At 59.9% G+C, this 20916-nt stretch carries 20 protein-coding genes; 8 read left to right on the top strand and 12 right to left on the bottom strand.

The genetic code is table 11. The features are described 5' to 3' along the window. Positions 1 to 38 precede the first annotated feature (38 nt). Complete coding sequence (locus tag AAFX04_13850) at positions 39 to 614, top strand: cytochrome b (protein ID MEO1046519.1); 576 nt, start codon at positions 39 to 41, stop codon at positions 612 to 614. 28 nt (positions 615 to 642) lie between these two features. Here the strand turns inward: AAFX04_13850 and AAFX04_13845 are convergent, their stop codons facing one another. Further along, positions 643 to 1272 (bottom strand): TetR/AcrR family transcriptional regulator, encoded by a 630-nt coding sequence (locus AAFX04_13845; GenBank protein ID MEO1046518.1) that lies wholly within the window; start codon positions 1270 to 1272, stop codon positions 643 to 645. Between the two features lie 205 nt (positions 1273 to 1477). Here AAFX04_13845 and AAFX04_13840 point away from each other — a divergent pair, with 205 nt between their 5' ends. Together AAFX04_13840 and AAFX04_13835 are read left to right on the top strand one after the other, a co-directional pair. Next, positions 1478 to 3895: a TonB-dependent receptor gene (locus AAFX04_13840; protein ID MEO1046517.1), complete on the top strand. Its 2418-nt coding sequence runs from the start codon at positions 1478 to 1480 to the stop codon at positions 3893 to 3895. 58 nt (positions 3896 to 3953) lie between these two features. Continuing rightward, positions 3954 to 4343 carry a DUF4345 domain-containing protein gene (locus AAFX04_13835; protein MEO1046516.1) on the top strand — a complete coding sequence of 130 codons (390 nt, stop codon included), beginning with the start codon at positions 3954 to 3956 and terminating at the stop codon, positions 4341 to 4343. Positions 4344 to 4371: 28 nt separating this feature from the next. On the opposite strand, the gene AAFX04_13830 is transcribed toward AAFX04_13835, so the two are convergent. Then, positions 4372 to 5205: a caspase family protein gene (locus AAFX04_13830; protein MEO1046515.1), complete on the bottom strand. Its 834-nt coding sequence runs from the start codon at positions 5203 to 5205 to the stop codon at positions 4372 to 4374. A gap of 781 nt (positions 5206 to 5986) precedes the next feature. Between AAFX04_13830 and AAFX04_13825 the strand changes: the two genes are divergently transcribed. After that, positions 5987 to 7006, top strand: a complete 1020-nt coding sequence (locus AAFX04_13825; protein MEO1046514.1) for a hypothetical protein — start codon at positions 5987 to 5989, stop codon at positions 7004 to 7006. Here the strand turns inward: AAFX04_13825 and AAFX04_13820 are convergent. Continuing rightward, positions 7003 to 8595, bottom strand: coding sequence for a peptide chain release factor 3 (locus tag AAFX04_13820; protein MEO1046513.1), 1593 nt, complete (start codon positions 8593 to 8595; stop codon positions 7003 to 7005). The two genes, AAFX04_13825 and AAFX04_13820, sit on opposite strands and share 4 nt — an antisense overlap. Positions 8596 to 8700: 105 nt before the next feature. On the opposite strand from AAFX04_13820, the gene AAFX04_13815 reads away from it, so the two are divergent. After that, positions 8701 to 9933, top strand: a complete 1233-nt coding sequence (locus AAFX04_13815; protein ID MEO1046512.1) for an FAD-dependent oxidoreductase — start codon at positions 8701 to 8703, stop codon at positions 9931 to 9933. Here AAFX04_13815 and pheT read toward each other — a convergent pair. From pheT to rpmI, 5 genes are all read right to left on the bottom strand, one after another. Beyond that, a complete protein-coding gene (gene pheT, locus AAFX04_13810; protein ID MEO1046511.1) occupies positions 9930 to 12368 on the bottom strand; it encodes a phenylalanine--tRNA ligase subunit beta in 2439 nt (812 codons plus the stop codon). The two genes, AAFX04_13815 and pheT, sit on opposite strands and share 4 nt — an antisense overlap. Continuing rightward, a complete protein-coding gene (gene pheS, locus AAFX04_13805) occupies positions 12365 to 13477 on the bottom strand; it encodes a phenylalanine--tRNA ligase subunit alpha (GenBank protein ID MEO1046510.1) in 1113 nt (370 codons plus the stop codon). Before pheS ends, pheT begins: the two co-directional genes overlap by 4 nt. Before the next feature lie 132 nt (positions 13478 to 13609). Then, complete coding sequence (locus AAFX04_13800; protein ID MEO1046509.1) at positions 13610 to 14530, bottom strand: helix-turn-helix domain-containing protein; 921 nt, start codon at positions 14528 to 14530, stop codon at positions 13610 to 13612. Positions 14531 to 14995: 465 nt separating this feature from the next. Beyond that, positions 14996 to 15358 (bottom strand): 50S ribosomal protein L20, encoded by a 363-nt coding sequence (rplT, locus tag AAFX04_13795; protein ID MEO1046508.1) that lies wholly within the window; start codon positions 15356 to 15358, stop codon positions 14996 to 14998. Positions 15359 to 15401: 43 nt separating this feature from the next. Further along, entirely contained in the window at positions 15402 to 15605 is a 204-nt protein-coding gene (rpmI, locus tag AAFX04_13790; protein ID MEO1046507.1) for a 50S ribosomal protein L35, read from the bottom strand. Positions 15606 to 15914: 309 nt separating this feature from the next. Between rpmI and AAFX04_13785 the strand changes: the two genes are divergently transcribed. Next, positions 15915 to 16352 carry a VOC family protein gene (locus AAFX04_13785; GenBank protein ID MEO1046506.1) on the top strand — a complete coding sequence of 146 codons (438 nt, stop codon included), beginning with the start codon at positions 15915 to 15917 and terminating at the stop codon, positions 16350 to 16352. Between the two features lies 1 nt (position 16353). Here the strand turns inward: AAFX04_13785 and hisN are convergent, their stop codons facing one another. The 4 genes from hisN to AAFX04_13765 form a co-directional block, all read right to left on the bottom strand. Further along, positions 16354 to 17130 carry a histidinol-phosphatase gene (gene hisN / locus AAFX04_13780; GenBank protein ID MEO1046505.1) on the bottom strand — a complete coding sequence of 259 codons (777 nt, stop codon included), beginning with the start codon at positions 17128 to 17130 and terminating at the stop codon, positions 16354 to 16356. 17 nt (positions 17131 to 17147) lie between these two features. Then, entirely contained in the window at positions 17148 to 17555 is a 408-nt protein-coding gene (locus AAFX04_13775) for a hypothetical protein (GenBank protein MEO1046504.1), read from the bottom strand. 27 nt (positions 17556 to 17582) lie between these two features. Continuing rightward, entirely contained in the window at positions 17583 to 18518 is a 936-nt protein-coding gene (locus AAFX04_13770) for a ribose-phosphate pyrophosphokinase (GenBank protein MEO1046503.1), read from the bottom strand. A gap of 129 nt (positions 18519 to 18647) precedes the next feature. Then, positions 18648 to 19469 carry a LytTR family DNA-binding domain-containing protein gene (locus tag AAFX04_13765; protein ID MEO1046502.1) on the bottom strand — a complete coding sequence of 274 codons (822 nt, stop codon included), beginning with the start codon at positions 19467 to 19469 and terminating at the stop codon, positions 18648 to 18650. Between the two features lie 233 nt (positions 19470 to 19702). Between AAFX04_13765 and AAFX04_13760 the strand changes: the two genes are divergently transcribed. Then, entirely contained in the window at positions 19703 to 20278 is a 576-nt protein-coding gene (locus AAFX04_13760; GenBank protein MEO1046501.1) for a DUF2306 domain-containing protein, read from the top strand. Positions 20279 to 20326: 48 nt separating this feature from the next. Further along, on the top strand, positions 20327 to 20899 hold the full coding sequence (locus tag AAFX04_13755) for a DUF2306 domain-containing protein (GenBank protein ID MEO1046500.1): 573 nt from the start codon (positions 20327 to 20329) through the stop codon (positions 20897 to 20899). Positions 20900 to 20916: the final 17 nt, after the last annotated feature.

Here is a 20916-nt window from a genome sequence, read left to right as displayed (position 1 = left end):
CTGGTCTTGCTCACACCCCGATACTAATGATGCGCATTATGAGTTTAGCCAACCCGTCTATCGCATCGTCCGCCAGCCAGCAGCAGCGCTATCATGCTGTTGCCCAGTTGCTGCATTGGGTGATGGCCTTTGCCATCATCACCATCGTCGCCATCGGCCTGTTCCATGATGGCTGGAGCGATGAGGTCAAGGGCGTCACCATGCGGCTACACAAGTCGCTCGGGATCACCATTTTCGTACTGGCACTATTTCGGCTGGGCTGGCGGTTGACACACAAGCCGCCGCCCTATGAACCGCCGCTGCCAGCTTGGCAAAAGGCGCTGGCCACAGCGGTGCACTGGCTGTTCTATGCGCTGATGATCGGGCTGCCGATTGGCGGTTATCTGATGTCTTCGGGCGGCAGCCGACCAATGCTGTGGTTCGGTATCGAACTGCCAAAGGTGCCGATTGACCGCGAATCGACGCTTTGGGAAATGGCGCATAGCGGCCATAGCTGGGGCGGCTATATCATGGCCGGGTTGATCGGCTTGCATATTGCTGCCGCCGGTTATCATCTGCTTGCCGGAATGGACAATTCGGTCGAACGGATGATGCCCGGCATGTCAGGTGACTAGGCCAGGCAGTTGTTCATGCGGTCCATCGTCACCGAGGCCCGACGCCGTCGCGCAACAGCCGGTTGGCGCGGGCGCTGATCGCGGCGATATCCTCATCTTTGCCGCTCCACACGCCGTAGCGTAGCCCGAGAAACACGTTCATCCCCATCAGCGCCCAGGCTTCGAGCTCGCCAAGACCCTCGCGCATTTCTCCGGCCTCCGATCCGGTACACAACCGTGCGGCTATGCGCTCGGCGACAGTCTCATAATGCTGGCGATAGCTCTCCGGATCGACAAATTCGGCCTCATCGATAATGCGGTAAATTTCCTTGTGGCTGCGTGTGAAGGCCAGAAAGCCTTCAAGCGCGCGTTGCTCGCGCTCCAGCGCGTCGCCGGCTCCAGCCATGGCGCTGGCGGCATGACGTCCGACTTCGCCCGACATGTGCTGCACCAGCGCCCGGAAAATCTCGTCCTTACTGTCGAAATAGGTGTAGAAACTGCCCAAAGCGGTGCCGGCGCGACGGGTGATGCTGCTTACCGAAGCATCATGATAGCCCTTTTCGCCAAATTCCAGCGCTGCGGCATCGAGCAGTTTCTTCCGGGTTGCGCGGCCACGCGATGTGCGCGGTTCCTTTGCGGACAGCCGGGCTGTCTTTTTCCGGCTGGTCTGCTGATCCACCCATAATCCCCTTTACTGGCCGCCGCATTCACTGGGGCCTGCACCCCTGTGTCCCGATTGCATCAGTCTAACCGAGGAAAGACAGAGGCGCAAACTAAAAGTTGAAAGGTGGTTCATCTTTCATTATAGGCCGTCAACAGAGAATGTTTGCGGCGTCCAAATGACAGCATCTCGAAAAAATGCCGCAGGCCAAAGGAGAGAGATTATGGGGATCGCCAGCAACCAGCGGGCCGAGGGTTCGTATTTTATCGGCACCACAACCGCGACACGGCGCTTGCGCTACAGGCTGCTGGGCGGCACCGCTGTGGCGGTGGCCGGCCTTATCGGCATTTCTTCCCCGGCCATGGCGCAGCAAGCACTGCCGGATGCGGCCCCTGATGCAGCCGATGACCAAGCCAGCAATGCCGATGACGATGATATCATCGTGGTCACCGCACGGCGGCGCGAAGAATCGCTTCTGCAGGTCCCGGTCGCGGTTACCGCGCTGAGCCAGGATGACCTTGCCGACCTGCAGGCACAGGATCTTGGTGGTATTCAGGGCGCGGTCCCCAATCTCAACCTGGTGCAGGGCCGCGGCTCGGCGACCAGCGCCAATATCTTTATCCGTGGTGTCGGTCAGCCCGATGCGTTGCAGACCTTTGATCCTGCTGTAGGCGTCTATGTAGACGGTGTGTTCCTCAGCCGGATTCAGGGCGCGCTCCTGACACTCAGCGATGTCGAGCGGGTCGAGGTGCTGCGCGGCCCGCAGGGCACGCTCTATGGCAAGAACACCATTGGTGGCGCGGTCAATATCATCTCCCGCAAGCCCGATCTCAACGAATTTACCGCCAGCGGCAGCTTCCTTTATGGCAGCTTCGACCAGACCACGATCAACGGCTATGCCTCGGTTCCGCTGGCCGAGGATGCCGTGGCGCTGTCGGTTGCCGGGCAATATGACAATCGCGACGGCATCATCACCAACCCGCTGACCGGTGAACGCTTCAACGATCGTGACAATCTGACTTTCCGCAGCATTTTGCGGGCGCAACCTTCGGACTCGGTCGAACTCAGCCTGTCTGGCGATTATACCCGGCAGCGCAATGCGCTCACCCTTGGCTCGCCGACCGCGCCGATTATCCAGACCGATTTCCTTACCGGACCCCGGGTGCTGGTACCTGCCAACCAGTTCGGGCCGTTCGACTTTGAATCGGCGACCAGCTTCACCAATGGCGAGGGCCAGGAGCTCGATCACTGGGGCATCGCCCTGACTGCGAATTTCCAGCTGTCCGATTCACTCGAACTGGTGTCGATCACCTCCTATCGCGATCTGGAAGCCGACTTCTTTATCGATATCGACGCCACACAGGCCGAGATTGGCGATGTTTTTGTCGGCATCGACCAGCGCCAATGGAGCCAGGAACTGCAGCTGCGCTACAGCAGCGATCGGCTCAACGGTGTGTTCGGCCTCTATTATCTCAACGAACGGGTGGACTCCGATCAGCAGGCCTTTGCCGATGACCTGTTCACTTTTGGCGGTGCCCCGATCAGCTTTGAACGGCTTATCAACGATGCGCAGGAAACCGACAGCTATGCGGTTTTCGGTCAGTTGACCTATGATATCAGCGATTACTGGGCGATCACCGCCGGTCTGCGCTACACCTATGAAGAGAAGCGCTATAACCGCTTCACCACCACGGTTTCCGATCTGGCGCTGCTCAACGGCATTGATTTCAGCTTCCCCGATGACCTGCCGCCGCCGCTCAACGGCACCGACACCCAGGATTTCGATGCCTTCACGCCCAGCCTGACGATCAGCTATACCCCGGCACCCGACCGGCTGCTTTATGCCAGCGCCAGCCGTGGTTTCAAATCGGGCGGTTTCAACGGTCGTGCCAACAGCCTTGCCGACCTCACCCTGTTCGTCGACGGTGCGCCACAGCTGGTGACGACTTTCGAACCGGAAACCGTCTGGACCTATGAGATTGGCGGCAAGGCCTCGTTTCTTGACGGTGATGTCGTCGTGTCGGCAGCGGTCTTCTATTCCGACTATCAGAACTTCCAGGCGCGTGTCGGCGGCGGTGTCGATGGCGGTGCCGGGGTCGGCGTGTTCCCGGTGCTCAACGCCGGTGAGCTGGAGATTTTCGGTTTCGAGATCGAGGCCACGGCCAAGCCGATCGAGGGCCTGACGCTCGCCACTTCGCTCGGCTATCTCGATGCGCAATATAATGAGTTCAATGATGGCCGCCGGGTGCCGCCGCAGAGCTTTTCGTGCAACCCCACGGGGCAGGAAATTATCTGCGAACCGGCCTTTGCCCCGCCGATCAGCGCGCGGCTCGCGGGGGATTACACCTTCTCGGCGGGTCCGGCCGATATCTCGTTTGGCGGTGAAGTTCGCTATGTCGATGCCCATTTCCTCTCGGTCGACAATCGCGAGGGCCTGCGCGAGGATGGCTATGCGCTGCTCAATGCCTATGTTCAGGCGTCGTTTGACGATGGCCGCTATTTCATCCGCGGCGGCGCGCGCAATCTCACCGACACGCTCTACCGCACCGACGGGCAGGAATTCAGCTCGGTGGGCAATATCCAGACCGTCTATTTTGGCGATCCGCGCACCTTCACCATCACTGTTGGCTTCAACTACTAAGCCGATTGAGGCGACTCTCTCGCCATGTTAGCCTGCTCCTTCGCAAAGGGGCGGGCGCATGCGCAAATGGCTGGAATATTTCGTCATCTTCTTCGGCAGCGTCTGCTGCCTGATCGCACTGGCGCATATCGCATTGGGGCCGAAATCGATCCCCGGGGCGATCCCGGTCAACGCCACCATGGACAGCGAGGACCGTTTCTATGCGACGCTGTTTCTCGGCTTCGGTATTGCACTGATCTGGTGCGCCCGGGCGCTGCATGAGGCCGAACGCATAAGGGTGTTCGGCTTTCTGCTGGCAGTGTTCTTTTTCAGCGGCGTAGCGCGGATCATATCCTGGGCGATGGTCGGCCCGCCAATTGCGCTGTTTATCTTTCTGATGTTCGTCGAACTGCTGCTGCCGCCACTGCTCTGGTGGTGGCATAAGGCAACTTTGTCGGCGCAGCGCTAGGGGGCACATTACCCAGTGACAATGTCGCTCAGGGCGTGGGAGCGATGCTGTAGGTCAGCCGGTATTCACTCTTGTCGCCATTCAGCGTCACGCTGTGCGAACCCTCGACCGGCGCCAGCTGGACGGTTCCGAGCAGGTCATGCCCGCCGACATCGTCATATTCCATCACCCGGAATGACGACCCGGCCGGCAGGGTTACTGTGTCCCCCGGTTCCCATATATCGCCCTTTTTCACCCGGTAGGATGATTTCGGCTCGCCCGGGATGCGCTGGCCGTCGGGAAATTCGATGAACAGATTGTCGGGCCTGCCGAAAAACCCGGAGAGCTTGATCGTCTCGATGCGGATATCCGATACCAATACCGCGCCGCTGGTCAGCACCGCCGGACCGGATGGCGCTGCACCGGCTTCGCCCAGCGCCGGGCGGGTGCGCAATTCGGGCCGCAAATAGATCGGTGTGCCGGTGACGCTGGCGCTGACAAAGGGGCGCTGGTCGCCATTGGTTGCCGCCAGGACGTCATCGCGCACCGACCCGCCGAGCAGCTGCAACGGCAGGTCAATCTCCGGCAGGCGTCTGGCCAGCGCGGTGGCAAAGGGCGAGTTTGCCGCGCCATCGCCATCGCTTGCGGTTTGCCCCGGCGCGGCGGCATAGATGACGATGACATCATCGACCTCGATACCGGCAAGGCCGCGCCGCACCGCGCGGGTACCGCTTTTCCAGGTGCGCGCAAAGGGATTGTTGCGACAGGCATCAAGCACCACCATGCGCACCTGGGCCCCGTCGAGTGTTTCCATTACCCGCTCCAGATCGACCGCCTCATAGGGCAGGTCGCGCGCCTTGTTGAGAATGGCATCGACCGGCAACAGCCAGTTCCGGCCCTGGCGATCAGTGCCGCATCATTGGCCGGGTTGGTAAGCGGGGCGGCCTGGCCATAATCGGAATTGCCGATAATCAACGCCACCTTGCGCGCCTCGGCGGGACTCGCCGCCACAAATGCGCACAACGCCACGACAAAAAATGCAAACCGCCCCCACATAAGGAAAGCGTATCAGGAAATGGTGATGATGTCAGGGTGCGCACAGCGTGGCGGAGCTGTATTTCACGCAAAGGTGCAAAGAATTTCAAGAGAGTGTGCCACGCAGCCAGAGCCAGCCTGTCAATTTTGGCGATCCGCGCACCTTCACCATCACTGTCGGCTTCAACTACTAAACCGATAGAGGCGACTCTGTCCGCATCTTAGCCTGCTCCGGAAAGGAGTAGGCGTATGCGCAAATAGCTGGCCTATTTTGTCATCTTTCTCGGCAGCGTCTGCTGCCTGATCGCGTTGGTGCATATCGCATTGGGGCGGAAATCGATCCTTGGTGCGAGTTTGGTCAACGCCACCACCGACAGCGAGCATCGCTTTTACGCAACGCTGTTCCTAGGCTTCGGCATCGCGCCGATCTGGCGCGCCCGGCCTTTTACGTCTTGTCCAGCGTCATGGCTTCATTCGTCACGCGCACAGTATAGAATCGGCAAATCAACTCTGAAATGGAGCAGTTTAATACAATCCCCGCTTTGTGAACTGGTAGTACAGGCCATAAACACTCAGGAAAGACACCTTCCATGAATGGCCGAATCCATATTTGATAAGCGAGAGGGAAAATGCGAATATTACTGTTTCTAGCTTTACTGACCTTCAGTTTTCCTGCGCATGCCCAGAATAATGATGGGTGTCAGGCTGTTCTTGAATATACAGGAATGGAGAGGGAGTTCTTCTGGTCGAAGAATATTGGTCGTATCTACTTTGCGAACAAGAATCAGTCTTCAGACGGCCTAGCCTTGGCATATAAGGCCTTTGAACTAGACTGGTCACAAGGGAGACAAGAGGTTTCTACCCGCTTTGAAGAGTGGAGCGATGAATATATGTCGCAAATCGACCGTGTCTATGCGCCTGCCGTAAGTGCGTGGTCTGAATGCAAGCGAGCTGCCCAGAATCGGCTTAGCCTGGTGCCGCAGATCAGGGGAGGAAATCTCTACATCACTTTAAAAAAGCCGTTTGGCGTTGGCATAGACTATTTTGGCGTTTCGGCCGACCAAGACTATGTCGCTTGCTCGGACGATCTCAAATCCGAGAATCTGTCTCTTCGCAGGATCGATGTCAGCCGATCAAGTGCGATTAAAGATATAGGAACACCGCTCCCTGATCGCGCTGTCACCATAGCCTGCGTGCGCAAGGGGAATGCCCTTGGTCCAGCAACGGTGAGAATAAGAACCGGACCAGAGGTATTTACGTTTGACATGCCCCAAATGGCCGGGACCTTGAAAACCTATCATGAGGGGAATAATCGCGTTTATGACTTTGGCGGTTGCAACAATGTCAGCGAACTTGTCGCCGCCGCCGACTTTCCCAGGGTTGTGCGATTGGAAAACGTGCAAGTCTATGGGCCATGGGAGCCCGATTCCACCGGAGTCGTCAATGTCACCGTCAATGGCAGGGAGCGGCTGGCGAACAAAAGCTCAAAGCCAGAAGATGCCAATCCGAGTGGCGGGGTAACTGCTGGACCGTCCGAAATTGAAATTCCAGCTTTTGTACCGGTTATAGTTCATATGACGGGCGGCATCAGTTCTGGCGGAACCTGTCAATCCGGCAAAAGCACTGGCAGAATTGTTGTCCCCTATTAACGCTCCCTAGTCGCCTTAAACGCAATCTCCGGGTTCTTCTCCTCCTGATAGCCGACATCCCAGGCCGATTTGGCGAGGAACACCAGATTACCATCGCGGTCTTTGGCGAGATTGGCTTGGGATATGCGCGCAAAGGCATCGAGCACGCTGTCTTCGCCATGGATCCAGCGCGCGGTTTCGAAGGGCGCGGCTTCGAGCACCGCCTCGACCTTGTACTCCGCCGCCAGCCGCGACACCAATACGTCAAGCTGGAGCTGGCCGACCACGCCGACAATCCACTGGCCGCCGATCTCGGGGTAAAAGACCTGAATAACGCCCTCTTCGGAGAGGTCATCGAGCGCCTTGCGCAGCTGCTTGGTCTTGGTCGGGTCTTTGAGCGCGACGCGGCGCAAAATTTCGGGGGCAAAGTTCGGCAGGCCGGTGATGCGCACATCGTTTTTCTCAGAGAGCGTATCGCCGACGCGCAGCGTGCCGTGATTGGGAATGCCGATAATATCGCCGGGCAGCGCGGTATCGGCAATCTCACGATCCTGGGCGAAGAACATGATCGGCGAATGCACCGCAATCGGCTTGCCATGGCCGCTTGGCGTCAGCTTCATGCCGCGCCTGAAAGTGCCCGAGGCCAGCCGCATAAAGGCGATGCGGTCGCGATGCTGCGGGTCCATATTGGCCTGCACCTTGAAGACAAAGCCGGTGACATCGGGCCGCGCCGGGTCGATCGGATCGGGTTCGGCCGGTTGCGGCCGGGGTGGCGGGGCATGGCTGGCAATCGCCTCGATCAGCTCCTCGACGCCGAAATTCTTCAGTGCCGATCCGAAATAGACCGGCGTCAGATCGCCATGGCGATAGGCGGTCAGGTCGAATGCGGCATAGCCTTCGCGCGCCAGCTCTGCTTCTTCGCTGAGCTTTTCATGCGCATCGGCAGACAGCGCCTCGCCCAGCTTTGGGTCATCGAGCCCGGCAAATTGCCGCGCATTGCCGAGATATTCTTTTGCCTCACCCTCGGGCTGGCTCAGTCGCCCGCTTTCAAGGCTGAAAATCCCTTCGAACAGCCCGCCCATGCCGGCGGGCCAGCTCATCGGGCAGACATCGAGCGCCAGCATATCGGCGACCTCGTCCATCAGTTCGAACGGATCGCGGCCCTCGCGGTCGACCTTGTTGATAAAGGTGATGATCGGCACTGAGCGCAAGCGGCAGACTTCGAACAGCTTGCGCGTCTGCGGCTCGATGCCCTTGGCGGCGTCGATCACCATGATCGCGCTGTCGACCGCGGTCAGCGTGCGATAGGTGTCTTCGGAGAAATCCTCATGCCCCGGCGTGTCGAGCAGGTTGAAGGTGATGGTCTCGCCATTGGTGCCGGTCCGCTCGAAGGTCATCACACTCGAGGTGACCGAGATGCCGCGCTGCTGCTCGATTTTCATCCAGTCCGACCGTGCGCGCCGTGCCTGCCCGCGCGCCTTGACCTCGCCGGCAAGATGGATCGCACCACCGGTGAGCAGCAGTTTTTCGGTCAGCGTCGTCTTGCCCGCATCGGGATGCGAGATGATGGCAAAGGTGCGGCGGGAATTGTTATCGGGGCTGTCGGTCATCGTGCCCGCGTCTCTAATCGTTTATTTGCCGCTGGCAATGGCTATTGAGCGGGACTGTTGTACCGGGCGGTTTTTCCCGATGGCGAAATCGGCTAGCCTTGGCGCATGGACCGACGGGTTGTGCTCAAACATATGGCGCTTTTGAGCGCTGGCGCTGCCTTGCCCATGGGTTTTCGCGCTTTCGCAGTCGAAGCACCGCGCGGTGCCAAACTGCTGGGCTATATCCGCACCAACTGGAGCCGCGATCGCTATAGCCTTGGCGCCTATTCCTATCTCGCCCATGGCTCGAATCGCGGAGATCTTCGCGCACTGGCCGAACCTGTCGCGGACTGGCTGTACTTTGCCGGAGAGGCCGCCAATCCGGATTATACCAGCACTGTCCATGCCGCCTATGAATCGGGCCAGACGGCGGCGCGCGCGGCCAGCCGCAGCGGGGCACAGAAAATCGCTATTGTCGGTGCCGGGATGAGCGGGCTTTCGGCGGCGCATTTCCTCGCGACGCGTGGTTATGATGTGACGCTGTTCGAGGCCCGCGATCGGCTGGGCGGGCGGCTATGGACCGATCAAAGCCTCGGCCTGCCGCTTGATCTGGGTGCGAGCTGGATCCACGGAATCAAGCGCAATCCGCTGACTGATCTGGCGAGGCAGGCAGGCGAGAAATACATCCCTACCAATGACAGCTACCGGATAAGGGGCGGCGATGGTCGCATGATCAGTATCCGGAACGCGCCGGAATGGCTTTATGAGGTCGGCGAGGTGCAGAATGAATATGCCGCCGATAGCGACCAGATCGATTTTGGTGCCTATAATTATCAGCAGGACTATGGCGGCAGGCATGTGATCTTCCCCAATGGCTATGCCGGGATATTGGATGCGCTAAAGGCCGGTTATGATGTGCGACTGGGAAGTGTTGTCACCAGCGTGACGAAAGGTGAGCGGGGCCCTGCCATCGGTCTGGCGAGCGGTGAGAAACCGGCTTTCGATGCCGCTATCATCACCCTGCCGCTCGGCGTGCTGAAAAAGAAGCTGGTGCGGTTTGATCCGCCACTGCCACCACGCAAGCAACAGGCCATTGACCGGCTGGGCATGGGCACGCTCGACAAAGTCTATCTGCTGTTCGACCGGCCTTTCTGGGATACATCGACCTGGATTGCCACGCCGGAAAACGGTCTGAAACAGGGGCAATTCAATCTCTGGCTCAATCTGAATCGCTATATCCAGCGCCCGGTCATCGCCGCATTTAACGGCGGTTCCGCGGCACTGGCACTGGCCGGGCAAAGCGACAGGCAGATGGTGGCGCAGGCCATGGCGACACTGGCGCGCGCCTATCCGGGCTAGCGGCGCAATTCCGCACCCAGCTTGGCCGCATTGGCAACGATCTTGTCGGAAATCGCCTTCAGCTCGTCATCGGTGAAGCTTGCCACGCCGGGGCGCAGCGTGACTTCGAGCGCGAGCGATTTCTTGCCGTCGCCCAGCTCTGCGCCGGTGAACAGATCGAAGATCCGTGCGCCGACAATTGCCTTTTTGTCTGCGCCCTTGACCGAGCGCACCAGATCATCGGCAGGCAATGCTGCATCGACGATGAAGGCAAAGTCGCGCGTCACATCCTGCAGCGCCGGGGGCGCGTAGGTGGATCGCATATGGTCACTGCTGCGTCTGGCGGGAATGGCGTCGAGGAAGATCTCTGCCGCCATCACCGCGCCTTTGAGGCCGAATGCCTTGGTGGTTTTGGGGTGCAGCGTGCCATAGGAGGCGAGCAGCTTTTTCGGGCCGAGGCGCAATGTCGCCGACTGGCCGGGATGGTAATGCCCACCCGGCCCCGCATCATCGGGGACGAAATCCATCAGATTGCCAACCGGTGCGCCTGCCGCTTCGAGCAGCGCCAGAACTTCGGCCTTTATGGCATAGGGATCAAACGCCAAAGGCTTGCCCGTCTGCCATTGGCGTGGGCTGGCTTCGCCTGCCAGCACCAGCCCGATGGTGGCACGCTCGTCGCTCGCATTGGTGCCGCTACGAAAGTAGCGCCGCCCAACTTCGAACAGACGGATTGACGTCGCGCCGCGGTCCATATTGCGCTTGGCCGCTGACAGCAGGCCGGGCAGCATCGAGGTGCGCATGACTTTCAGGTCTTCAGAGATCGGATTGGCGAGCACCCAGGGGATGATGTTGTCGCCACCCTGATTGCCCTGTCCGCGCAAGGCTGCGTCTTCTTTCTCCGAGATAAACGACCAGTTGACCGCCTCGTTAAGACCGCGCGCAGCCGCAGCGCGACGGACTTTGCGCTCCATTAGCTGCGCTGGCGAAGCAGTGGGTTTGGCAACACCCGGTGCACGCGGCAGCGGCGTTGAAGGCACGGCATCCAGCCCCGTGATGCGAATGACTTCCTCGACAATATCGGCCGATCCATGCACATCGCGCCGCCATGTCGGCACGGTAATGGTCCAGGGCGTTGCGACGCTGTCCACTGCGAAGCCCAGTCGCTCCAATATCGCCACTTGCGCGTCCAGCGCGACATCGACTCCGCCGAGACGCAAGCAGTGCGATGGATCATAAGCGACGGTGTGCTGCTCGGTTGGTGGTGTGCCTGTGCGGGTAATGTCGCTGGCGCTGCCGCCGCACAATGACACGACATACGCCGTCGCAACTTCGATACCATCATCGAGAAAAGCCGGATCGACGCCGCGCTCGAAACGCTGGCGCGCGTCCGAGGTCAGCATCAGCTTCTGCCCGGTGATGGCGATATGCTCAGGCGTAAAATAGGCACATTCGATCAGCACATCTGTTGTGTCGTCCGCCGCGCCGGTGGCTTCGCCGCCCATAATCCCGCCAATATCATGCGCGCCATTGTCATCGGCGATCACCGTCATGGTCTCGTCGAGCGAGTACTCCTTGCCGTTGAGCGCGGTCAGGCTTTCGCCCGACCTGGCCTTGCGCGCTTCGAGAGGGCCGTTGAGCTTTGCCATGTCATAGACGTGCAGCGGGCGACCGAGATCGAACATCACATAGTTGGTGATATCGACCAGCGCCGAAATCGGGTTCTGGCCAATGGCGCGCAGCCGCTGCTGCATCCAGTCCGGGGCCGTGCCATTGGCCACGCCCGAAACGGTGCAAGCATAAAAAGCCGGGCAGCCTTCGCTATCGCTGATCCTGATATCGGGGCCAGCGCCCAAGCGCTCTACAGCATCGATGTTCAGCGGCTTCAATGTGCCAATACCCGATGCTGCCAGATCGCGCGCAATGCCACGCACGCCCATGCAATCCTGCTTGTTTGGCGTTACCGACACATCAATCACCGGATCGTCGAGCCCGGCATAATCGGCATAGCTCTGGCCGACAGCGCTTTCCGCATCAGCATCGAGTTCGATAATGCCGTCATGGTCCTCGCCCAGCTCTAGCTCGCGCGCCGAGCACATCATGCCGAAGCTTTCAACATCGCGGATCTTGGCGGGCTTGAGGGTGAAGTCACTGCCCGGAATATAGGTCCCCGGCGGGCCGAATACGCCGACCATGCCGGTGCGCGCATTGGGCGCGCCACAGACCACCTGCCAGGGCGCATCATCGCTGCCGTCATCGACCTTGAGCAGTTGCAGCTTGTCGGCATTGGGATGGGGCCCGGCTTCCAGCACCTTGGCGACACGGAATGGACGCAGCGCATCGGCGGGGTTCTCCACCCCCTCCAGCTCCAGCCCGATGGCGGTCAGCTTTTCGGTGATCTCCTCAAGGCTCGCTTCGGTGTCGAGATGCTCTTTGAGCCAGCTTAGCGTGAACTTCATGCGCCCACTCCCCCGGATAATGTCGGCGTGTCGAGCGCGCCAAAGCCATAATGGCCGAGCCAGCGCAGATCGCCGTCGAAAAAGGCACGCAGATCATCCATACCATATTTCAGCATCGCCAACCGGTCTATGCCACAGCCAAAGGCAAAGCCCTGCCACTCATCGGGATCAAGGCCGCAATTGGCGATGACATTGGGGTGCACCATGCCGCTACCGCCCAGCTCCATCCAGCCACCATCGGGGCCATAGGGATCGCCGCCAATAATCCGGCGACCTTTTTCAACGGTGAAGCCCATATCGATCTCGGCCGAAGGTTCGGTGAACGGGAAGAAGCTGGGGCGCAGGCGCAGGGTAATGTCATCGCGCTCGAAAAAGGCGCGCACAAACGTTTCCAGCGTCCATTTGAGATGCCCCATATGGATATCGCGGTCGATCACCAGTCCCTCGACCTGATGGAACATCGGCGTGTGGGTGGCGTCGCTGTCGGAGCGATAGGTGCGGCCCGGTGCGATGATGCGGATCGGCTCACCCTTGCCCTGGCTGCGTTCGGCAACATCCACCATGGTGCGGATCTGCACCGGGGAGGTATGGGTGCGCAGCAGCATCGCCCGTTCTTCGCCATCGGTATCCGGGAAATAGAAAGTATCATGCATTGCCCGTGCCGGATGCGTTTCGGGGATATTCAGCGCAGTGAAATTGCGCCAATCATCCTCAATCTCCGGGCCGGTAGCGACGGCAAAGCCGAGGTCTGCGAAAATCTCCGCCAGTTCATCCATCACCTGTGACACAGGGTGAACGCTGCCTTTGGGGGAGTCTGTTACAGGAAGCGTCAGATCAAGCGATTCCGCCGCCAGCTTTGCATCCAGCGCCGCATCCTCCAGCGCCTGTTTGCGTGTGGCGATGGCATCCGCAACCGCCGCACGCGCGCCATTGATGCGCGGGCCTTCGGTCTGGCGCTGTTCGGGCGTCATTTTGCCGAGGGTCTTCAGCAACAGGCTGATTTCGCCCTGCTTGCCCAAGGCTGCGACGCGCAGCTGTTCCAGTGCCTCAAGGTCGGCCTCGGCGATTTGGGCCAGATAGCCATCGCGGATGGTTTCTATGTCGCTCATGAGTCATTTACCGTTGTTGCCGGGTGGTGATTGCCCGGAGCATGTACAGCGAGTCGCTAAAGCAAGGCTGGCGGGCGAAAGCAAGCACGGGCGATGGCATGACGATAAAAAAAGCGGTGTCGTGGCATTGCCTCAGCTGTCTTCGATGTCACTCTCTGATGTCACTGGTTGGTGCAGGGCCTGCATGGCTGCACCGGCGGCGGCCATGCGCGCCTTGGCCGCCGCCATCATGATCGGATGTGGTCTTGCCGCATATTCGCCCGGGCGCATCCCCATGAAGCGCAGAAAATCACGGCTGAAATGGGCCTGGTCGTGATACTGCCAGTCGAGCGTGTTGATCCAGCGCAGCGAGGGATCGATCATGAATTGCGCCAGTGAGCGCAGGAAGCGCTGGCGGCGTAACAGCAATTTGGGCGGGAAGCCGAATATCCGCCGGCTGAAACGTTCGAGCGAGCGTTCGGTCATCGCCAGCCGTTCAGCCATCGCGGTGACGCTGTCGAGACGGTCATCGACCAGTGCTGCATGGGCGTTGGCGATACGCGGGTCGGGCGCAGGCCGGTCGGCAATGATGGCCTCGAGCGCGGCATTGATCGCAGCGGCCTCGATATTGGCATCACCCTGGTGATCCATGTCGATGGCCTGGCTTACCTGTATCAGCTCTTCCAGGGCAGGTTCGGCCTCGGCGTTAACTGATTGGTCGGCATAGATATCGGCCGCTGCGCCGCTGGTGAATATGTGCCAGCCCAGTGGCAACAGGCCGATGCCGAAAATGCTGGCATTGCGCTGGGTGAAATAGGTGGCCTGGCTGGTCGGGCCAATGAGGAAAGCGCGTGGCTGTTCGGTCAGCTCCATCTCGCCGATGGAGCCGCTGACCGGCTCACCCCGGACAAGGCGCAAATTGGCCCATTCGGGGTGGAGGTGATCCGCCAGCGCCGGTTTGTCGCCACGCAGGATATCGAGACGGTAGAGCGTGGAAATATAGGGGGCGAGCAGCGGCGAAGGCGCGAAGAAGCGCAATTCGACATCGGATATATCGAGCGTGCCGTCCGTCATTGCCCCTGATCACCAAGCGGTGTGCTGTCTGCAGATCGTTGCGAAAGTGAATGAATTGTCGGAAACTTACAAGAAGAATAGCGCGGTTTTTGGGCAAGTTACGACCATTCGCAAGGGGAACTGAAAGACAGAGACAACCGCCAATGTGCACAGGGAGGGGGCACAGGATGATTACGGCACGGTCGTCCGGGCGTCGGTGGAAGATTTGCGATAAGTGCTGTGGGTCACAAACCGGGCCTTAGGGTTAGGGTAAACCGGCATTACAAATCGTCACGTCCCCCGCAGCGGGCAATTTTCAGCGACCCTTTTGACTGCTGCGGAGTGACCAGATGCCGCCTTACCCCCGGGGAGGGCGGCATCCGCGCCGGATCGGCTTTCGGGCCGGTCCGGCGTTTTACATGTAGCGGACGCACAAACGCCGCCACCCCAAGGGCAGCGGCGTTTTGAAACGGTTCGGCTAAAGGTTTATGCCTTTGCCAGCGCGTCCTGGGCCTGTTTGACGATGGTTTTGAACACATCATTTTCGTTCATCGCCAGATCGGCGAGAATCTTGCGGTCGAGATCGACCTCGGCCAGCTTCAGTCCGTGCATGAACTGGCCATAGGTCAAGCCTTCGGCGCGGACAGCGGCGTTGATGCGCTGGATCCACAGGCTGCGGAAATTGCGCTTTTTGACCTTGCGGTCGCGATAGGCGTACTGGCCGGCCTTTTCGACCGCCTGCCGCGCGACGCGGATGGTGTTCTTGCGGCGACCATAATAGCCTTTGGCTTGTTCCAATACCCGCTTGTGCTTGGCGCGGGTGGTCACACCGCGTTTAACTCGTGCCATGATAATATCCTTTCAGAATGTCGCTGAATAATGGGTGCGCGGCTTATTTCAGCCCGTAAGGCGCCCATTTCTTGATGGTTTTCGCATCGGCATCGGCGGCGACCTTGGTGCCGCGATTCTGGCGGATATATTTGGAATTATGGCTGATCAGCCGGTGGCGCTTGCCTGCGACACCATGCTTCACCTTGCCGGTAGCGGTGATCTTGAAGCGTTTCTTGACCCCGCTCTTGGTCTTCAGCTTGGGCATTTTGGTTCCTTTCTGTTGCTTCGGCACCAGCCCGCTCCCCCACCCGACCACGCCAGATTATACCATTGGGTGGTCGGGTGGGGGAGCGGGCCGGAACCGCATGTTTCGCCTGTGAGCGAAACAAAGTCTCCATTACGGACAGACATGGCAGCCCTAACCGGCCAGCCCGTCCTGATTCTCACATTTTCATGCGAAGCGCGGCCATTAGCGCCGTGTAACGGAAAATGCAAGCGGCAAAGCCTGGTACCATGCCCATCGTCATGCCGCTTCTGCTCTGATAATCTTGCGCCATGGAGAAGGGGACGAATCATGAGTGACACCACACCACCCAATGACCAGCTGAGCGGCGTGACGCCGCATATCACCATTCGCGGCGGCAGCAAGGACGAGAGCATGGCCGAAAAGGCCATTGCCTTTTACCAGCAAGCGTTTGGTGCCGAGCCGCTCTATCGCGACCATGAGCAGGGCGGCAAAAGGCTGATGTACGCGCATCTGAAAATCCTCGGCGGCGGGTTGATGCTCAATGACGAATTTCCCGAATTTATGGGCGGCGAGACCATGGCCGCGCCTTCAGGCGCAACGCTGCATTTGCAGGTGCCCGATGCCGATGCCGCCTGGCAACGGGCGCTCGACGCCGGCGCGGAAGTGCGCTTCCCGATCGATAACCAGTTTTGGGGTGCGCGCTACGGCCAGCTCACCGACCCGTTCGGCTTCATCTGGTCGATCGGCGGGCCGGTGAAGGAATAGACTAGCCGGTTGCCATCGCCCCGAGCACATCCTCCAGCCGTGCCGGATCGCCAATCGCCATCACCCGACCGTCGCTATTGGCGTGGAGCGGGTCGCCATACCAGTCGCACATCATGCCGCCGGCGCCTTCGACGACCGGTACCAGCGCCGCATAGTCATGCAACTTCAGGCCGCTTTCGCAGACAATGTCGAGATGGCCGCTGGCGAGCAGACCGTAATTATAGCAATCGCCGCCCCAGATCAGCCGCTGTGTCTCGGTCTGTTTGGCCAGTGCGGCAAAATAGTCCGCGTCCTGGTTGCTGAACAGATGCGGACTGGTGGTGGCGAGAATGGCTTCGTCGAGCTTCGGGCAGGGGCGGGTAGTGACCGGCTTGCCATTGAACAGCGTTTCGCGGCCCGAGACGCCGAGCCAGCGTTCACCCGAAATCGGCTGATCGATGATACCGATCACCGGAAAATCGTTGACGGTCAAAGCGATCAGCGTGCCGAATATCGGTCGTCCGGCGATAAAGCTGGTGGTGCCATCGATCGGGTCGAGCACCCAGCAGCGGCGTGACGTGCCTTTCTTGCGGCCAAATTCTTCGCCGATAATCGCATCATCGGGGCGCTCGGCCTCCAATATCTGGCGCATCGCGGTTTCGGCCGCCTTGTCCGCCTCGGTCACGGGTGAGCTGTCGCGCTTGCGCTCGGTCTCGAAAGCAGCGCGATAATAGGGCCGGATTGCCGCCGCGGCGGCATCGGCCAGGCGTTGGGCAAGGATGATGTCTTCAGGAGTCATTGCGCGCCTTTTTGGGTTTAAATGTCCTCAGTCTCAATCGTAGCAGGACGCCATGCCCAGAGATAGAGAATCAGGCCGGTGATGATGAACAGGGCAAAGCCCGACAGCATCCAGGCATTGGCATACCAATATTCGCCCCAGCTGAACTCGCCGCCCATGATCTTTGCCCAGCCGTTGAAATGCTGCATCCCGGCGACGACGAGTCCGAACACCGCCAGCACAGAGGCGGTCCAGCGGGTAAACCAGTGTTGCGGATTGACGAGGAGAATGAGGCCGAGCAGCCCGATCACCGTTCTTTGTGCGCGGCAATAGGGGCAGACATATACCAGCCCACCCCATTCGGTGCCCCAGGCGCCGAGACAGATAATGATCGCACCGATGGCGATGGCCAGGCGATAGCGCAACAGACTTTGCCAGCTGGGCATGAGGTCTCTTCCCGATCGCGCTGTGGCTCAGTCAAACAGGCTTGAAACCGAGCTTTCCTCGGCGATGCGGCGCATGGCCTCGCCGAGCAGCGGCGCGATAGGCAGCGGGCGGATATGGTCGGAAGCCTGCACCGCTTCGGTGGCTTCGATCGAATCGGTGATCACCAATTCCTTCAGCGTGCTCTTGTCGACGCGCTCGACCGCCGCGCCCGAGAGCACACCATGGGTGACATAGGCGGCGACATCGACGGCGCCGGCTTCTTTGAGCGCATCGGCGGCGTTGCACAATGTGCCACCCGAATCGACAATATCGTCGATCAATATGCAGAAACGCCCTTCAACATTGCCGATGATGTTCATCACTTCGGACTCGCCGGGCTTTTCGCGGCGCTTGTCGACAATGGCCAGTGGCGCGTTGTTGAGCCGTTTGGCGAGTGCCCTGGCGCGGACCACACCGCCGACATCGGGCGACACCACCATCAGCTCATGCGCGCCGAAGCGCGCCTGGATATCGGCGGCCATTACCGGCGCGCCATAGAGATTGTCGGTCGGTATATCGAAAAAGCCCTGAATCTGCCCGGCATGCAGGTCGACCGAGAGCACCCGATCGGCACCGGCAACGGTGATCAGATTGGCCACCAGCTTGGCCGAGATCGGCGTGCGCGGGCCAGGCTTCCGGTCCTGCCGGGCATAGCCGAAATAGGGGATGACGGCAGTAATCCGTCGTGCCGAGGCGCGTTTCAGCGCGTCGATGCAGATCAGCAATTCCATCAGATTGTCATTGGCGGGATAGCAAGTCGACTGGATTAGAAACACGTCCTCGCCGCGCACATTTTCATGGATTTCGACGAAAATTTCCTCATCGGCAAAGCGCCGCACGCTGGCATCGGTCAGCGGCATCTCCAAATAGCCGGCAATCGCCCGCGCCAGCGGCAGATTGCTGTTTCCCGACATGATTTTCATGGCTGATCGCTCCCCGAAATATGTGCCCCAAATCTGATCGCCAAAGCAGATGCACCGTCTTTAGCATTGCGCGCCTGATTCGAAAGACGAAACTTTTATGACAGTGGGAAAATGGACTGTGACGACTGCTTATGACTCGGTTTGCGGCTGGATATTTTCCAGCCAGCCGCGTGCCCGGGCACCGGGAACATGGGCGCGTGAGACCGGAACATGGAGGCCATTGGCCAGGGTCAGGCCGATATTGCGGCCCAGTCGCATGGCCCCGGTCACGGCATGATCGGCGACCCACCAGCTGCGATGCACCTGCATGCCGGCAAGCGGTTCCATTTCGTCCATCGCATCGCCCAGCCGCATCAGCAGCATTTCGCTGCGCTCTGCCCCATGGACCCGGACATAATGGTCCTCGACATTCAGCGCCATCACCGGACCGGCAAAACCAGGCGGCAGACGCTTCATCAGCGCTGGCTCTGCGGCCTGTGGATCATCTGGCACCGCAGGGGTGAGTGGTGGATCGACCAGCAGTTCGCGCTGCATCCTTCCGTCCTGGAGACGAGAATCCCTGCCGCTGCCGAGGCGCAGAAACGTCATGACGGCATAGATGGCGGCGCCAATGCCGGCAACCTGAAGATAGAGAATCAGGTATCGCGATCCGTCAACATTGGTGGGAATCGCCATTCCGTTCATCGCAAAGGCGACGATCCAGCTCATTGGTAGCGACGCCAGTGCAACCGCCAGCAAACGGCACAGCGCCAACGGCACCGCAGAGCCTTCCGCCAGCCATGTCGCCGCCAGTGTCACCGGGCGAAACAGCAAATAGCCGATAATCGCGAACACTACCCAATAGGGCAGGCGATAGGCGGCCGGCATCTCGAAGGTGCCAAATGGGCCGAGCAGTCCGAGCAGAAACCCGATCGCGGCGGCGAAAAAGATTTCGGCGGCAAATTGGCGCATGCCGTATCGGCCCTTCTTTGCTGATCCTGCTCTTGCAACCCGGTCTTCCGGAATCGGGCGCAAGGGCGATGAACGGGTTACCCATTGACGCTTCGTGAATGGGCGAGTGCGTATTTTTGCCGTATTTGCGTAGTTTGCGCAACCGCTTACGCAGATGTGCTGGTGCCCTTTTGTCACGCTCTCCATGCTTTTCATCGATGGACGGTCGCTTCAGGCCATAAGGGAAGAACGCCATGCACAAACCTGCTGCGAAAAATGGCCTGGGCCGCCTTGTGATCCGCAACGAGGCACAGCATCGCTGGAAAAATGCACCGATGACTGTCGCCGCCACGCTATTGGGAGCAATGCTGCTCTACGCGCTGGCGAGTCTGGCTGTCAGCTATCTGGACGGTGATATCTCAATGGGCGGTAGCCGTGATCTGGAGGGGCGTTTGCCCCTGCCGGTGATGCTGCATGTTGGTGCGGTCATCCCGGCCATCCCGCTGGGCATATATGTCTTCTGGGCCAGAAAGGGCACATCGCGGCACAAGCGGCTGGGTCGGATCTGGGCACTATTGATGGTGGTTATCGCGCTATCCAGCTTCTGGATCGGCAATCCTGATCGCGGCTTTGCCGGAACCCATTTCAGCTGGATCCACCTGCTCTCACTGTTCGTGCTGTTCTCGGTCACCCGCAGCATCGTGGCGATCCGGCGCGGCAATGTGCAGCGCCACCGCAATGCGATGGAGAATATGTTCATCGCATTGCTCGTCGCCGGGGCCTTCACCTTCGTTCCCGGCCGCGTCCTCAACATCCTCGCCTTTGGCTGACTGTGCCTGTGCACTTCTGCCTATCACAAATGATCAGGAGCCATTCCCATGTCGCTTGCCGAAGATATTGCTGCCGTTGATCGCCCCACCCCGGTGCGCATCGTCCGCATGTTGTTGCTGGCCGGGGCGGCAGTGCTGCTCACACTGGTGCTGATGGCGCTGAGCAGCCTGACCGGCGGTTATGCCGTGGGCACCGACCGCGTTGCCGCCGAAGCGGATATGGTCCAACGCGCCGCCGACCGGCTCACTCTGCCGATTATCATCCATCTGGTGACTGTGATTCCTGCGCTTCCCCTCGGCATCTATGTTCTGGTGCGGCAAAAGGGCGATGCGCTGCATCGGCTGCTCGGTCGCGTCTGGGCCGGGTTGATGTTTATCACCGCGTTGACCAGCCTGTTCATCGGCCGCCCGGGCACCGGCTTTGGCGGAAGCGGCTACAGCTTCATCCATATTTTCTCGATTATCGTGCTGGTGTCGGTACCGATGGCGATCTGGCGTATACGCAAGCGTGATATTCGCGGTCATCGCGGCGCCATGGAGGGTGTGTTTATCGGGCTGGTGCTGGCTGGCCTGTTCGCTTTCCTGCCGAACCGGATATTGGGCCTGCTGGTGTTCGGATAAGCCCGGCACAAAAGCAT

This window comes from Pseudomonadota bacterium (genome assembly GCA_039818985.1).
GTDB lineage: Bacteria > Pseudomonadota > Alphaproteobacteria > Sphingomonadales > Sphingomonadaceae > Alterisphingorhabdus.
The sequence above is the reverse complement of the archived record's forward strand: the minus strand, read 5'-3'. Positions and strand labels throughout refer to the sequence as shown.

Bases quoted from the DNA above. Each gene is read 5' to 3' on its own strand.
- AAFX04_13850 (MEO1046519.1), top strand. From the start codon at position 39: ATGAGTTTAGCCAACCCGTCTATCGCATCGTCCGCCAGCCAGCAGCAG.
- AAFX04_13840 (MEO1046517.1), top strand. From the start codon at position 1,478: ATGGGGATCGCCAGCAACCAGCGGGCCGAGGGTTCGTATTTTATCGGC.
- AAFX04_13835 (MEO1046516.1), top strand. From the start codon at position 3,954: ATGCGCAAATGGCTGGAATATTTCGTCATCTTCTTCGGCAGCGTCTGC.
- AAFX04_13825 (MEO1046514.1), top strand. From the start codon at position 5,987: ATGCGAATATTACTGTTTCTAGCTTTACTGACCTTCAGTTTTCCTGCG.
- AAFX04_13820 (MEO1046513.1), bottom strand. From the start codon at position 8,595: ATGACCGACAGCCCCGATAACAATTCCCGCCGCACCTTTGCCATCATC.
- AAFX04_13815 (MEO1046512.1), top strand. From the start codon at position 8,701: ATGGACCGACGGGTTGTGCTCAAACATATGGCGCTTTTGAGCGCTGGC.
- pheT (MEO1046511.1), bottom strand. From the start codon at position 12,368: ATGAAGTTCACGCTAAGCTGGCTCAAAGAGCATCTCGACACCGAAGCG.
- pheS (MEO1046510.1), bottom strand. From the start codon at position 13,477: ATGAGCGACATAGAAACCATCCGCGATGGCTATCTGGCCCAAATCGCC.
- AAFX04_13800 (MEO1046509.1), bottom strand. From the start codon at position 14,530: ATGACGGACGGCACGCTCGATATATCCGATGTCGAATTGCGCTTCTTC.
- rplT (MEO1046508.1), bottom strand. From the start codon at position 15,358: ATGGCACGAGTTAAACGCGGTGTGACCACCCGCGCCAAGCACAAGCGG.
- rpmI (MEO1046507.1), bottom strand. From the start codon at position 15,605: ATGCCCAAGCTGAAGACCAAGAGCGGGGTCAAGAAACGCTTCAAGATC.
- AAFX04_13785 (MEO1046506.1), top strand. From the start codon at position 15,915: ATGAGTGACACCACACCACCCAATGACCAGCTGAGCGGCGTGACGCCG.
- hisN (MEO1046505.1), bottom strand. From the start codon at position 17,130: ATGACTCCTGAAGACATCATCCTTGCCCAACGCCTGGCCGATGCCGCC.
- AAFX04_13775 (MEO1046504.1), bottom strand. From the start codon at position 17,555: ATGCCCAGCTGGCAAAGTCTGTTGCGCTATCGCCTGGCCATCGCCATC.
- AAFX04_13770 (MEO1046503.1), bottom strand. From the start codon at position 18,518: ATGAAAATCATGTCGGGAAACAGCAATCTGCCGCTGGCGCGGGCGATT.
- AAFX04_13765 (MEO1046502.1), bottom strand. From the start codon at position 19,469: ATGCGCCAATTTGCCGCCGAAATCTTTTTCGCCGCCGCGATCGGGTTT.
- AAFX04_13760 (MEO1046501.1), top strand. From the start codon at position 19,703: ATGCACAAACCTGCTGCGAAAAATGGCCTGGGCCGCCTTGTGATCCGC.
- AAFX04_13755 (MEO1046500.1), top strand. From the start codon at position 20,327: ATGTCGCTTGCCGAAGATATTGCTGCCGTTGATCGCCCCACCCCGGTG.